The organism is Lysinibacillus sp. RS11 (assembly GCF_042019215.1).
Taxonomy (GTDB): Bacteria; Bacillota; Bacilli; order Bacillales_A; family Planococcaceae; genus Lysinibacillus; species Lysinibacillus xylanilyticus_A.
The window spans coordinates 3,771,501-3,785,642 of record NZ_CP168124.1 but is presented as its reverse complement, the minus strand read 5'-3'; the positions used below and the strand labels follow the sequence as shown (position 1 = coordinate 3,785,642).

The window sequence follows — 14,142 nt, the reverse complement described above, 5'->3', positions numbered from 1 at the left end:
TATGTATTTGAACCGTGGCATTGCTCATTATATACATTGCAACAACGGAGGTAATTTTCATGCAACAGAAGTGGTACCAAGCCACAGAGGTAGAAGTGGACTCTTTGGGCCAAAGCCTTCATTTTTATATGGAAACAATTGAAGTAAGTCGCTTATCGGCGCTTGCATTTTATGCAGCGGGCGAAGAGCGTTATAAAGGTGAACGATTTTATTGGCAAAATAGAGAAAAAACAATGACATTAGTAGGGCTAGGACATGCCCATACGATTCAAAATAACGCCAAAAATGATCGCTTTGATGCAGTTGAAGCAGAATGGAAAAGTTTAACGAAAAACTGTGTAAAGGATCAAAGCGAGCTACAGCCAATTTTATTTGGCGGTTTTACATTTGATCCACAAAATAATGTAGCTGGGGAATGGACGGACTTTCCAGAGGCTTATTTTGCGCTTGCAACTTATCAGCTTGTCATACGTGATGACAAAGCGTATGTAAGCCTTCATCTTATTACAAAAGATCAGCAGGCAGAGGCTCGATTTGAAGCGCTACGAAAAGAGCGGGATCATTTAATTCATGCTGCCCAGGTAAAAGAAGTGAAAACGTATTCAAAGCCTGAAATTACAAGTTATTTTGAGCCGTATAAGGAGCCATATTTAGCTTCCATTGACCAAGTGACAGCATTAATTAAACAGAAAAAGGCAGATAAAGTTGTAATTGCCCGGTCACTCGCATTGCAATTTAATGAGCAAGTATCTTCACCGCAAGTACTTTCACAAATCATACATGAACAGCCAGAGAGCTATTTATTTGGCTTAGAGCGTCAAGAATTATTGTTCTTCGGTGCATCCCCTGAACGTCTTGTGAAAGTAGAAGATGGACGTGCCTTTTCATCTTGTGTTGCGGGCTCTATTAAACGTGGTAAGACGGCTGAAGAAGATGAAAACTATGGACAAAGCTTATTGAATGATCCGAAAAATGGTGGGGAACATCAATATGTAGTCGATATGATTGCGGAAACATTCCGTAAAAATTGTCTTGAGATGACAATACCAGATAGCCCTCGATTACTAAAAATTAGAGATATACAACATCTATATACACCTGTTGAAGGTCAATTAAATAGTGACGCGACGATTTTACAACTGACAAAATCATTGCATCCTACACCTGCTTTAGGTGGTGTACCGAGAAACGAGGCAATGGCAGCTATACGTAAATACGAGCCTATGAATCGTGGACTTTACGCTGCTCCAATCGGTTGGGTAGATGCTGAAGGTAACGGCGAATTTGCAGTAGCCATTCGCTCGGCTGCTTTACTTAAGGATAAAGCTTATTTATATGCTGGTGGCGGTATTGTAGCAGATTCAGAGCCACATTCTGAATATGAGGAAACATTAGTGAAATTCCGTCCGATGCTTCGTGCGCTAGGAGGACAATTACATGAGTGAACGGAAAATTTTAACGGACTATGTTTATAAAATGGTAGCATCATTAGTGCAAGCTGGAGTAGAGAATGTTGTTGTTAGCCCAGGCTCACGTTCGACCCCATTAGCTTATGCATTTGCTTCAACGAAACAGCTCCAGTTGTATCGTCAAGTTGATGAGCGTTCGGCAGCTTTTTTTGCGCTAGGAATCGCAAAGGCTACAGCGAAACCAGTTGTACTTTTATGTACATCAGGAACAGCAGCAGCAAACTATTTTCCTGCCATTGTTGAGGCATACTATGCTCGTGTACCGTTAATTGTGATTACAGCGGATCGTCCACATGAATTGCGACAGGTGGGTGCACCACAAGCTATTGATCAGCCTAATTTATATGGTAAACATGTCAAATGGAGCGTAGATTTCCCGTTGGCAGATGATGCAGCACCAACATTGCCGTTTATCGAGCGCCATATTGCACGTGCAGTAGCGATTGCAATGAGCGCACCATTTGGACCAGTACATATTAATGTACCGTTCCGAGAACCTTTGTTGATTGATTTTCGAGAAGAGCTCCCAGAAGCAACATTTAAGCATAATCGTATAGCTCAGTTAATGCCTTCAACGGCCACTCAACAGGAGCTATCAGAGATTTTAAGCGCAACCAAAAGAGGCTTTGTTATTATTGGTGAGCTAGCACTTGGTACAGATTTAACAATTATGTGGGAGTTTGTTCGCCAATTAAAATGGCCTGTCATTGTCGAGAGTTTATCGAATATGCGGGCATCTGTCCCAGAGGATTGTCTGCCATATATTATCACAACGTATGATGCAATTATGAAGAGTGAGGATTTTAAAGCATTAGTTGAACCTGATACGGTACTACGTTTAGGCGCACAGCCTGTTTCTAAATTTATTATGCAGTTTATAACTAAATCTCAGCCTGATGCTTATATTATTGTCGATGAAGATCCGATGTTCCGTGATTCTACAAGTGTGTCTACTCATTTTATTCACGCAAGCATTGGTGAGTGGCTCACTCAATTAGAAATCTCTGAATCAGCACTAGAGGCAGAATATTTAGCTGAGTGGCAAGATGCTAATGATATAGCTTTGGAATATATTGAACATTATTCTGACGCTGCAATCGATGAAGGAGCAATGGTAAGTCGATTACTGAACATGATTCCGAATGGCAGTGATATTTTTGTTAGTAGCAGTATGCCAGTGCGTGATATTGATACGTTTTTAATGGCGACATCGAAGGATATTCGTATTGTAGCGAATCGTGGAACGAATGGTATCGATGGCGTCGTCTCAACTGCAATGGGCTTCAGTCAAGGAAATAACCGTGAAACCTACTTGCTTATTGGCGATTTAGCATTTTTACATGATGTCAACGGTCTTATTGCTTCAAGATACCAGGAATGCAACCTGACAATCATTGTTATGAATAATGATGGCGGCGGTATTTTCTCTTATTTACCTCAATCCACAGTTGAGGCACATTATGAAGATTTATTTGGCACACCAACTGCACTCGAGTTCAGAGATATTGCCAATATGTACGCTATGGACTATATTCGCGTAGACGACATTTCAGAGCTATCAGAGAAGTTTACTACAATAAAAAAACGACCATTGCGCTTATTCGAAATTTTCACAGATAGAGAGGAAAATGTTTATGCGCATCGGGCATTATGGAATCGCATTAATGCGGGATTAAAAGCATGGCAAAGTTAATGATTCGAGGGCTGGAAACGTACGTAGAAATCTGGAATGAAGAAGCACAGCAAACGCTCGTTGCATTGCATGGTTTTACAGGTAGTACGGCTACATGGCGAAATTTAGCGGAAGCATTACCGAATGTAAGAGTGATTGCAATTGATTTAATTGGACATGGTCGAACGGCTATACCTCAGCTAATTAGTCGCTTCTCTATGCAAGAACAAATCCTAGATGTAGAGGAAGTTTGTTGTCAGCTACAGTTAAAGAAATTTACGTTGTTAGGCTATTCTATGGGGGGAAGAATTGCATTATCTTATGCAATCTCTTACCCAGAACGTGTGGATAAGCTAATTTTAGAAAGTGCTTCTCCAGGTTTACGAACTTTAGAGGAACGTTCTGAACGTTGTGAGAAGGATAACGCTTTAGCTGAAAAAATAGTTCGTAACGGTTTATTATCATTTGTCAACGCATGGGAGAATATTCCGATGTTTGAATCACAAAAACGTTTACCTCGCAGTATACAAGAAGCTATTCGTGCAGAAAGACTTTCTCAGAAGAAGGAAGGCCTGGCTGGTAGCTTACGAGGCATTGGGACAGGCGTCCAGCCTTCAAATTGGTTGTCATTAACTAAGTTAGAATGTCCTGTGCTTTTAATAACAGGCTCATTAGATGAAAAATTTTGTAAAATAGCACTAGAAATGAAAGCGTTATTAAAAATTGTTAAGCATAAGACAGTAAATGACGCTGGACATGCAATTCATGTGGAAAATCCCGCTGAGTTTGCTACAATAGTAGAGGAGTATTTAACTTCTTTCAACACCAATGAAAGAAGTTAAAGCCTCCGGCGGATGTCATGGAATCGGAAAGGAATTCTTTGTGATTGCACAAAGCCGATTCCAGACGCAATTATGCCGAGGCATAATTGATCGTAATAAAATTTTACGTTACCGCCTCGGTTCTGAACGAGACGAATATATTTATTAGGAGGCAATTCAATGACACGTCAATGGACTACTTTACATACTTACGAAGATATTAAGTATGAGTTCTATAACGGTATCGCAAAAATTACGATTAACCGTCCAGAAGTGCGCAACGCATTCCGACCAAAAACGGTAATGGAAATGATCGATGCTTTTTCACGTGCACGTGATGACAAAAATGTTGGGGTTATCATTTTAACTGGTGAAGGTGAACATGCCTTCTGTTCAGGTGGGGACCAAAAAGTACGCGGTCATGGCGGCTACGTTGGTGAAGATGAAATCCCACGTCTAAACGTTCTTGATTTACAACGTTTAATCCGTGTTATTCCAAAACCAGTAGTAGCGATGGTTGCTGGCTATGCAATCGGTGGAGGACACGTATTACATGTTGTCTGTGACCTAACAATTGCTGCTGACAATGCACGTTTTGGACAAACTGGACCAAAAGTTGGTTCATTCGATGCTGGTTATGGCTCAGGCTATCTTGCACGTATCATTGGACATAAAAAGGCACGTGAAATTTGGTACCTTTGCCGTCAATATGATGCACAGCAAGCACTTGATATGGGATTAGTTAACACAGTTGTTCCTTACGAGCAACTTGAAGATGAAACTGTACAATGGTGTGAAGAAATGCTAGAAATGTCTCCAACTGCTTTACGCTTCTTAAAAGCAGCGATGAATGCAGATACAGACGGTTTAGCAGGCCTTCAACAAATGGCTGGCGACGCTACTCTTCTTTATTACACAACAGATGAAGCTAAAGAAGGTCGTGACGCATTTAAAGAAAAACGTCAACCAGATTTCGGTCAATTCCCAAGATTCCCTTGATTATTGGGAGCGAAAAGCTCGTATCTTTTTGGAGATACGAGCTTTTTGTATATCTAAAGGGGCGCGACGGATAGACTTGCTAGAGCGACGGAAAAGTTACGGTTTAGTGGCGGAAAGCGGTGCGTTAGCGGCGGAAAGTGGTGCGTTAGCGGCGGAAAGTGGTGCGTTAGCGGCGGAAAGCGGTGCGTTAGCGGCGGAAAGTGGTGCGTTAGCGGCGGAACCTGGTACGTTAGCGGCGGAACCCCGTGTCAGAGCACTAAATAGACATGTCAAAGTAACGGATTACCTCATCAAAGCAATGGACATATTTCCTCAAACTAACGAATAGACGGATGATGCGATGAAACGTTAAGATTAAGGTTGATCGGAGGGAAAACGAGATGTATCCAAATTGGATTTTACAGCGAGCGTATTTAACACCATTACGAAACGGTTTAACATATAACGGGCAAACTTGGACATTTCAAGAATTAAATGATTTGTCTTTAAAGCGTGCGCGTCAACTAACTACATTAGGAATTAAGCAAGGAGACCGGATTGCTATAATGGGGCCGAGCAAGCCTGCACTTGTCATCATGATGTATGCATGTATGCATTTACAATGTGAAATGGTCATGCTAAATCGGAGGCTATCACAGGCTGAAATTGCCTATCAATTAGAGGATTCAGAAGCAGTGACAGTAGTAATTGCAGATGAGGATGTAGAAAAACTACCGTCGCAAACTACGCATCACTTATTTTCAACTATTGAAGAAAGTTCGGAGACGACGATAGATGTTGCAAAGGAATGGTCTTTACATCAAACAACATCCATTATGTATACATCTGGTACGACTGGGTTCCCAAAAGGGGTTCGTCAAACGGTTGGCAATCATCAGGCAAGTGCAACGTCCTCTGTTCTTAATTTAGGTTTGCAGGCTGATGACGCTTGGTTATGTGCAGTACCACTTTTTCATATTAGTGGCTTTTCTATATTAGTACGCTCTCTATTGTACGGTAATAAAGTGAATTTATATAATCATTTTGATGTAGAAGCCATTTCCGAAAATATAGTAAATGGTGATGTTACACATATGTCAGTAGTCGCTGTTACATTGGAAAGAATTCTACATACACTTGAACAGAAAAATGCACAAGCCTCACCGAAATTTAAAATGATGCTAGCAGGCGGAGGACCTGTGCCAGTAGATTATTTAAAAAGAGCTCATGCATTAAATTTAGCTGTAGCTCAAACGTACGGTATGACTGAAACTTCATCACAAACGGCAACATTAGCAAACGAAGATGCGATGCAAAAAATAGGTTCAGCAGGAAAACCATTGTTTTTTAACCAAATTCGCATTGCTGAGCCGAATGCCAATGGTGAGGGAGAGATTTGTATACGTGGTCCACATGTAACGCCAGGATATATTGGCCGTTTTGCCCAAAAAGAAGCGATGATTGATGGTTGGCTCCATACTGGGGATATTGGCTATATAGACGGAGATGGTTATTTGTTTGTTTTGGATCGTCGTGCTGATTTAATTATTTCAGGTGGCGAAAATATTTACCCTGCTGAAATTGAAAATGTGTTACTTACACATTATGCTGTCCAGGAAGCGGGAGTATGTGGTATCGAAGATGATGAGTGGGGACAAGTGCCGATTGCCTTTGTTGTATTAAAAGAACAAGTACAGGTAGAACAAATACAAGCATTTTGTCAACAGAAGCTTGCTAAATATAAAATGCCAAAAGAAATTATTATTACGGACAAGCTCCCTCGTAACGGTGCTAATAAGTTACTTCGTAGAAAATTAATGAAGTAATGTTGCGGTGCTTCACTTTCACACGGACAAAACCTTCTTGTTGCTGCCGCTTTGCTATCGCACAAAAAACATCTGCTGAAGTTTCATTTATCACTATAAATTTAGCGATATGCTAAGTGAATTGGTTGATTGAGTGACTGACTGGGTGCTCCAGGAAAGTGCCCAGTCGGGACGGAAATCAGCAACTCATTTTGCCGGAGTACCATACTTTAATTTCATTGAAAAAATAATTTTTTTCAACACTATGAAAGAAGCCTTCATGATAAGAGGGCTTCTTTCAGTTTATAGACAAACATTATTTTGTTTGCATAAAGCATTTAATTGGTAGACACGCTACTTAACATTTCGTGGGAAGCGTAGAAGCTGTCTTGTTTTCCTATATAGGTAGATTTACTTTGTACAAAAAAAACACCTATTATAATTTTATCTGGTTTTTTCTGGTGTTTAATCATAACCATAATGGAATTTTGGTTTCAGCTTGCCGACTCATCTTTTGAAGAGGAACAGTTGATTTTTACGGAGAGAGTGGCGACTCCTGCGGGATAAGCTTGCGCTGAAAGCGTTCACTCTGAGTGAAAATCAACCTTTGTTTATGGATACAAATTAATTTATTTTTATTCTTTTGTCGATCAGTTGAAAGAAGCCTTCATAATAAGATGGCTTCTTTTATACGTTTGGAGAGTCTTTTTTAGCAAACTTTTAGAATTAAATTAATCATTCATTAACATAATAAAAAATGGAAGGCATAAACTAGTTAGTAAAGGAGAATGACTCATATGAGAAAATATATATATAATGTTGTCATTATATTATTTGTTTTACAAATGAGTCATGTGCAAGTATTCGCAAACTATGAACAAAAGAATATTGCAACAGCAAATTCAATAGAAACACTACAAAATCTAATTGAAAAACAAGTTATGCAATTGTCTACTGAATTTGACATTCATTACACTGGTGATACGTCGGAAATAAAAGATGAACTATCAGAGCTTATTAAACATGCTATTCAAGATCCTTATATTTACGCCAATATTTCAAGTTTTAAATGGAAATATGATGGATATGCCAATAATATTGTCATTAAATTTCAATTTACTTATCATATTTCACAAGCAGAGGAGGCATTTGTAGAACAGACTTTGGCGAATATTATTGCACCTATGCATGGATTAAGTGATCTGCAGAAACTACAGGCTGCACATGATTTTATTGTCCTATCCGCTGAATATTCAAAGGAAACCGAAGGAAGTCAATATTCTCCCTACACATTGCTTACGGAAAACAAGGGAGTCTGTCAGGCATATGCTTTAGTGCTTTATCGGATGTTAGAGATGCTAGGCTTTGAGGTACAATACGTTCCAGGAAAAGTAGGTGAACAGCTACATGCCTGGGTTTTAGTAAAGCTTGATAATGAATGGTATCATATCGATGTTACATGGGATGATCCTTTGCCAGATCGTAAAGGTGAAGTACGTTATAATTACTTTTTAGTTTCGGATCGCCAATTAGCGCAGGATCACTCTTGGGACTATGCGAGCTTCCCCGCTGCAACAAGCGAAGCCTATATAGATTTTCATAGAACTAGTAAGGTTGAAGTTCTTACAAAACCAATATTGGATAGTTATTTTATTTTTGATGAAAGACTGTCTAATTTAAGTAAAAATAAACTAATTGTAAAACAATTAATAGAACAACCTACACAGCTTATAATAGGAAATCAAAGCGATAACTCTGTTCAGTTACATCTAAATAAATGGGAACCGATCATTTTAGAAAGTAAAGTAGTACAAATAAAGGCTGAGCAAAAGAAACATGATTTGGTAAAAATGAAAAAGAGGCTAATAAGTATTTATAGAACGGAAAAACGAATGCCACAAGAAAAATACGTCATAATAAAGGAGGTGTCCCAAACGATTGTCGGGGCACCTCCTTAGTCATTTATTTGTGGGAGTTTAATGCAGTATCTAAAGTTTGAATATTTTTCTTCATTAGCGTAAAGTATGTTTCATTATTTTTTTCATCATCCGTTGTTAAAACGCTTAAATTATGCAAGACAAGCGAATCTGCCCCAACTTCTTTTTGGATGACCTCGGCTAACTTAGAAGAAACATTTTGCTCGAATAAAATGTAATGTATATGCAAATCATTTGCTTTATCAACAATCTTAGTTAGTTCCTTTTGAGAAGGTTCAGTTTGTGAGTTTAAACCTGCTATTGGTATTTGCTTTAAGCCGTATTGACCTGCGATATAGCCAAATGCTGCATGTGATACGAAGAATGTCTTCTCTTGCGCTTTATCAGCCATTACTTTAAATTCGTTGTCTAAATCTTGAAGTTCTTTTACTAATGCTTCGTAGTTAGCTGTAAATGTAGCTTCTTGTTCCGGCATTTTTTCAACTAGCGTGTTTTTAATGGAAAGTGCTAAGTCTTGACTAATAATAGGTGATAACCAAACATGTGGATCTATATTTCCATGATCATGATCGTCATGTCCGTCTTCGTCTTCACCGTGGCTATGCTCTTCTGTAGTAGCATGGTCATCTTCATCATCGTGTATATGGCCAGTGCTGACAGCTAATTTTTCATCTGAAACCTGATCTGCTGTTGCAACCATTGTTACATCTTCATTAGCTAGAGTTTTTTTGGCATTTTCAACAAAGCCCTCTAGTCCTAAACCAATATAGAAAAATATATCAGCGTCTGCTAGTTTCATCATATCTTTTTGTGTTGGCTCAAATGTGTGTTCATTGGCGCCAGCGGGGTAAATGGAAGAAACCTCTACAAAATCGCCACCAATTCGTTGTGCAAAATAACTTAACGGATATACAGTTGTATAAATGGTTAATTTATCCTTTTTCTCTGACTGTTTAGATGTTGATGTTTTATCTCCACAGGCAGCAGTGAATAAGGCAAGAACTGCAACTAAACATAACAAAAATAATTTTTTCATTTTATAGCATACCTCTTTCAAATAGTAATCGTTACGATTTGGTTATTAGAACAGTTTCTATAATAACGTACATCTGAAAAAAGTACAAGAAAAAATGACCCTCGAAAATTAATTCTTTTTCGAAGGCCATTTTTCAGGTACAGGATCAAAGCCGCCAGGATGAAATGGTTGGCATTTTGATATGCGCTTAATCGTTAAATAGAATCCTTTAATGGCACCGTGTTTTTGAAAAGCTTCTAGCCCATAAGAGGAGCATGTAGGGTAGAAGCGGCAGGATGGTGGCGTCATAGGTGAAATAAATTTTCTGTAAAACTTAATGAGCCATATAAAGGGATATTTCATATGTGTTTATCCTTTTGTTGAGGATTGACCTGTTCAGGCTTAGCATCGATAGTCTGTGTAAAGAAATTGCTTTTTTTCTTCAAAAGGACAATGACAGAAACGCCAAACATAAGCATCATCATTGCAATCATAATTATTATTGGTAATGGTACGCCCATTGTGTTCACTCCAAATTCTATTTGTTAATAATATTATAAAAGAATTCCTTTAAAAAATGTACAAATTGAACTAGTCTTCATCTGGATGAAAGCTTTGCTTAGGTTTTTCATCAACAGTATGTTTAAAGGCATATGCGCGATTGACACTAATAATAGTAGCGACTGTTATTAAAATAACGATAATCGCTGCTACAATTAAAAGCGTGATTAAACTCATGGCATTCCCTCCGTTCCTTAATCATCATATCTATTATAAATTAGATAATCTTACTTAGTTGTGAAGGAAGTTTGACATTCCAGCGAATAAAACGTCACTTTTACCTCCATACTATGGAAAAAGGAGGTTTGTAGAGATGGAGCGTCATCGTGTATATTTTTCACTTGCCAATAGAACGTATTATACAAATCCATATGCAGGACCGTGGAACTTTGAACTCAATATAGATCGCCAAGCGTTAGATGTCTTTGAAAAGATTTTTCAGCAAATGCAGCTGTTAGAAATTTCAAATGCATGGCGTGCACAGTTACCGTATATACAGTATCACTTAGATAGGGAAAATGATGAAATTGATTTGCGATTAAAAAAAATCTATGCACTCGTCCATGAGTATGGGGATGATGATACGAAAGCATTTGTGGAACAACTTCCTTATTTCAATAAACGTGTTTAAGATTGGGGGTCACTGAAAAACTTCAGCGACCCTAATTTGTATAAACTTTTAATGCACGCTAAAATTGAAAACTATGATGATTGCAATGTCTATTATTAAATAAAAAGAGTTTTATATACCGAGAGTCTATTTCTATTGAATGTTATTTTCCAATACTAGTGTTAAAGAGTGGGGAAATGGCGCTACACGATCTGTAAAAATTGTAGATTTTTTTAAAACGAAAAGCATAAATAAAATATTAACTAGGCAAATAAGATTTTAGCAAAAAATACTCCTAATACCACTTTATTTAAGCTATAGTCTATAGTAAAAATAAATGGATCTCAAAGGACTGTTGAAGGAGCGTGAGTACATGAAATTTGGAACATTACAGAAACTTTCCTTTGGCCTGTCAAACTGCTAAATTTTTATATACTACTCTATCCACTTTATTAGAGCAGTGAATTATAGGAGGTAAATCCTTTTAAGGCCAATACTGACATAGATTTTTATCTATGTGCTGAAGAATGCTATTATTTCTTAGTAATAGATTTAACTTATGTATGAAATAATGCTTTTGCAATATAAAAAGGAGTTGAAGAGCATGTTCTCATTTACAGATTTAAATGGTTTACGAGTGGATTTAAGCTTTACAAGGGGGCAACTTGAGGTTGAGCCTAAGCATGTACTTGTTTTTTTAAAACATAAAAATAAGTGGTTATGTACGATTCATAAACGCCGTGGTGTAGAGGTTCCAGGTGGAAAGCAAGAACCTGGAGAAACATTAGAGCAGGCAGCAGTTAGGGAAGTATTTGAGGAAACTGGTGTTCATGTGAAAAATCTTAAATGGTTTGCAGAATACGCAGTTCATGAGGACATCTTATTTTGTAAAACGGTCTTTACCGCACAATTTGCAGGGCAAGAGGACATAGAATTTGATTTAGAAACGTCAGGCATGCTTTGGTTAACAGATGAAGAATTTGCTCAGCATCCTAACTTGAGTTTTCATATGAAGGATGAAGGTATGAAGAAAATGCTGGAGGAGTTGAAACATCGTGACAAACAATGGTGATATCGTAAAAAAGCGTGCCTATCCTTCGCCGAATCCAGCTATTCGTTTAACCGAAATTACTTATATGTCACAGGGGCTACGTGTGAAGGGATTATTAGCAGAGCCTAAGGCAGAAGGTACATATGATGGTTTTTTATATTTACGTGGAGGTATGCAAAGCATTGGTATGGTGAGACCTTCGCGTGTCGCACAGTTTGCAGCACAAGGCTTTATCGTTTTCGCTCCATATTACCGTGGCAATCGAGGTGGAGAAGGTCGAGATGAGTTTGCTGGAGGGGATCGTTATGACGCTGTATATGCAGTGGACGTACTAAAACAGTTTTGTAATGATAATATCCATATCTTTGGCTTTTCGCGTGGTGGCATTATGGCACTGTGGACAGCCATATTACGTAGAGATATCACCTCTGTTGTGACATGGGCAGGAGTATCGGATGCAACAGCTACATATTGGGAGCGGACAGATATGCGCCGTATGATGAAGCGGGTTATTGGAGGGACACCTAATCGTGTACCAGAGGCTTATGATGCTCGAACACCACTATTTGAGGTAGAGCACATTACAGCTCCCGTACTTATCATTCATGGCTACCGTGATGAAAATGTAGATATTGAACATGCAAGACAGTTAGAATTTTATTTAAAGGATGCTGATAAAACATATGAGACATGGTATGATAGCCGCTACGCTCATCAGTATCCACCGGCAAAAAATCGAGCAACAGTACATGCACTTTGCGAATGGATGAAACGACAATAAGGTATTCAAGCTGTCTTTCCATTTAACGATTCTAATGTAGAAACTCTTTGGAATCAAAAAGATATTAACTCGGGGTAGACCTCGGAATTGCTCGGGTCAGTGGGAAAACTGCTCGGGTAGGACAAAGAACCGCTCAGGTGCTTTGGGAAGACACCTGAGCGGTAGCAAAAATTAAGGATATTTACTCTATATATTTTGCTAAAAAGTTATTAATAGTTTCCCAATAAGTATCTCCAGCAACACTTTCAGCATTACCATGTCCAGCACCTTCAACTATAAATTTCTCCTTCGGTACATTGGCAGCCTCAAATACTTCATTTAGCATATCAGAGGGAACAAATGTATCATTACTTCCATGAATGAATAGCATAGGTGTTTTCGATTTTGCTACTTGCTTGACGGTATCTGCTTCACCAAGCGTAAAGTCAGCTCTTAACTTTGTGACAATTGAAGAAAAATGCATAATAGGAAATTCAGGTAAATTAAAGAGTGCTTTCAATTGATAGGAGAATTCATCCCAAACTGAAGAATAACCACAATCCTCAATAATAGCCTTAACATTGTCAGGTAGATCTTCTCCTGAGGCCATCATCACTGTAGCACCACCCATGGAAACACCATACAAAACAATTTCAGCGTTTTTATCAGAACTGATAATATTATTAATCCAAGAGACTACATCAAGTCGATCATGCCAGCCCATACCAATATAGTCGCCGTCACTTTTTCCATGAGCCCTTGCATCAGGTACGAGAACGTTGTAGCCTGTATCATAAAAATGCTTAGCGTACTTTGTCATTTGTGAGCCATCAGATGAATATCCATGGAAAATAATTGTCCATTTATTTGTTTCGTTTGTATTTTTAAGCGTATAGGCATGTAATTTCAAATCGTCGAAAGACGGTATATAAGATTCCTCATAATTCTCTTTAAACCACTTCTCACTCTCTTCTTTTTCTTTAGCATCCTTAGGACTAACAGCAATAGAATTGTGCGGAGCATTAAACACTTCTGATTTATCAATATTAGGATTTAAGGCGAAGTTATAAAAATAATTCCCTGCAAAAAATCCAACCCCAACAAACAATACTAATAGAAGACTGACAATGGTAATAATCACTTTATATTTTTTTTTCATATGTATCCTCCTAAAACTACTATTATGAATTATACACAAAGTTACTAATATGAAAAGTAGACTTTTCAAAATAAGGGGATATAAAAAAGGGAACTACTTGAATCGTTCCCTTTGAATGTTGTCGAAATGTGAATAATTTAGTGTGGCTCTTCGGCAAAAATGAGAGATTGATTTCCGCTCCGACTGGGCGCTTTGTTGCTGTCACTTCGCTTTCGCACAGATAAAACATTGTTGCTGTCGCTTCGCTTTCGCACAGATAAAACATTGTTGCTGCCGCTTCGCTTTCGCGCAGATAAAACATTTG

At 38.3% G+C, this 14,142-nt stretch carries 16 protein-coding genes; 10 read left to right on the top strand and 6 right to left on the bottom strand.

The window, feature by feature from the left end; translation table 11 throughout:
* Positions 1 to 59: 59 nt before the first annotated feature.
* The 7 genes from AB9L17_RS19390 to AB9L17_RS19360 all read left to right on the top strand — a co-directional run bounded on the left by AB9L17_RS19390 (position 60) and on the right by AB9L17_RS19360 (position 8,703).
* Positions 60 to 1,445, top strand: a complete 1,386-nt coding sequence (locus AB9L17_RS19390; protein ID WP_068986884.1) for an isochorismate synthase — start codon at positions 60 to 62, stop codon at positions 1,443 to 1,445.
* On the top strand, positions 1,438 to 3,162 hold the full coding sequence (menD, locus tag AB9L17_RS19385; protein WP_223556804.1) for a 2-succinyl-5-enolpyruvyl-6-hydroxy-3-cyclohexene-1-carboxylic-acid synthase: 1,725 nt from the start codon (positions 1,438 to 1,440) through the stop codon (positions 3,160 to 3,162). The genes AB9L17_RS19390 and menD overlap by 8 nt, the downstream gene beginning before the upstream one ends.
* Positions 3,150 to 3,983, top strand: coding sequence for a 2-succinyl-6-hydroxy-2,4-cyclohexadiene-1-carboxylate synthase (gene menH / locus AB9L17_RS19380; protein WP_375199666.1), 834 nt, complete (start codon positions 3,150 to 3,152; stop codon positions 3,981 to 3,983). Before menD ends, menH begins: the two co-directional genes overlap by 13 nt.
* A gap of 159 nt (positions 3,984 to 4,142) precedes the next feature.
* Positions 4,143 to 4,961 (top strand): 1,4-dihydroxy-2-naphthoyl-CoA synthase, encoded by an 819-nt coding sequence (menB, locus tag AB9L17_RS19375; protein ID WP_068986881.1) that lies wholly within the window; start codon positions 4,143 to 4,145, stop codon positions 4,959 to 4,961.
* A 76-nt stretch (positions 4,962 to 5,037) separates the two neighbouring features.
* Entirely contained in the window at positions 5,038 to 5,289 is a 252-nt protein-coding gene (locus AB9L17_RS19370) for a hypothetical protein (protein WP_375199665.1), read from the top strand.
* A gap of 52 nt (positions 5,290 to 5,341) precedes the next feature.
* The gene (locus tag AB9L17_RS19365) at positions 5,342 to 6,766 is read left to right on the top strand and encodes an o-succinylbenzoate--CoA ligase (RefSeq protein ID WP_223556798.1); all 1,425 of its coding nucleotides are present in this window, start codon (positions 5,342 to 5,344) and stop codon (positions 6,764 to 6,766) included.
* A gap of 776 nt (positions 6,767 to 7,542) precedes the next feature.
* A complete protein-coding gene (locus AB9L17_RS19360; protein ID WP_375199664.1) occupies positions 7,543 to 8,703 on the top strand; it encodes a transglutaminase domain-containing protein in 1,161 nt (386 codons plus the stop codon).
* Positions 8,704 to 8,707: 4 nt separating this feature from the next.
* On the opposite strand, the gene AB9L17_RS19355 is transcribed toward AB9L17_RS19360, so the two are convergent.
* From AB9L17_RS19355 to ytzI, 4 genes are all read right to left on the bottom strand, one after another.
* Complete coding sequence (locus tag AB9L17_RS19355) at positions 8,708 to 9,718, bottom strand: metal ABC transporter solute-binding protein, Zn/Mn family (protein ID WP_068986877.1); 1,011 nt, start codon at positions 9,716 to 9,718, stop codon at positions 8,708 to 8,710.
* Positions 9,719 to 9,826: 108 nt separating this feature from the next.
* Positions 9,827 to 10,060, bottom strand: coding sequence for a membrane protein insertion efficiency factor YidD (gene yidD, locus AB9L17_RS19350; RefSeq protein ID WP_083227137.1), 234 nt, complete (start codon positions 10,058 to 10,060; stop codon positions 9,827 to 9,829).
* Positions 10,057 to 10,218 carry a hypothetical protein gene (locus AB9L17_RS19345; RefSeq protein ID WP_175401849.1) on the bottom strand — a complete coding sequence of 54 codons (162 nt, stop codon included), beginning with the start codon at positions 10,216 to 10,218 and terminating at the stop codon, positions 10,057 to 10,059. Before AB9L17_RS19345 ends, yidD begins: the two co-directional genes overlap by 4 nt.
* Positions 10,219 to 10,288: 70 nt before the next feature.
* Complete coding sequence (gene ytzI / locus AB9L17_RS19340) at positions 10,289 to 10,435, bottom strand: YtzI protein (protein WP_139114503.1); 147 nt, start codon at positions 10,433 to 10,435, stop codon at positions 10,289 to 10,291.
* Positions 10,436 to 10,571: 136 nt separating this feature from the next.
* Between ytzI and AB9L17_RS19335 the strand changes: the two genes are divergently transcribed.
* From AB9L17_RS19335 to AB9L17_RS19325, 3 genes are all read left to right on the top strand, one after another.
* Positions 10,572 to 10,889 (top strand): transposase, encoded by a 318-nt coding sequence (locus AB9L17_RS19335; RefSeq protein WP_068986876.1) that lies wholly within the window; start codon positions 10,572 to 10,574, stop codon positions 10,887 to 10,889.
* 583 nt (positions 10,890 to 11,472) lie between these two features.
* Positions 11,473 to 11,940 carry an NUDIX domain-containing protein gene (locus AB9L17_RS19330; protein ID WP_223556795.1) on the top strand — a complete coding sequence of 156 codons (468 nt, stop codon included), beginning with the start codon at positions 11,473 to 11,475 and terminating at the stop codon, positions 11,938 to 11,940.
* Positions 11,924 to 12,700 carry an alpha/beta hydrolase family protein gene (locus AB9L17_RS19325; RefSeq protein WP_068986874.1) on the top strand — a complete coding sequence of 259 codons (777 nt, stop codon included), beginning with the start codon at positions 11,924 to 11,926 and terminating at the stop codon, positions 12,698 to 12,700. Before AB9L17_RS19330 ends, AB9L17_RS19325 begins: the two co-directional genes overlap by 17 nt.
* A 181-nt stretch (positions 12,701 to 12,881) precedes the next feature.
* On the opposite strand, the gene AB9L17_RS19320 is transcribed toward AB9L17_RS19325, so the two are convergent.
* Together AB9L17_RS19320 and AB9L17_RS19315 are read right to left on the bottom strand one after the other, a co-directional pair.
* Entirely contained in the window at positions 12,882 to 13,838 is a 957-nt protein-coding gene (locus AB9L17_RS19320) for an alpha/beta hydrolase (RefSeq protein ID WP_068986873.1), read from the bottom strand.
* A gap of 22 nt (positions 13,839 to 13,860) precedes the next feature.
* Positions 13,861 to 14,139, bottom strand: a complete 279-nt coding sequence (locus AB9L17_RS19315; RefSeq protein WP_375199663.1) for a hypothetical protein — start codon at positions 14,137 to 14,139, stop codon at positions 13,861 to 13,863.
* Between the last annotated feature and the right edge of the window lie 3 nt (positions 14,140 to 14,142).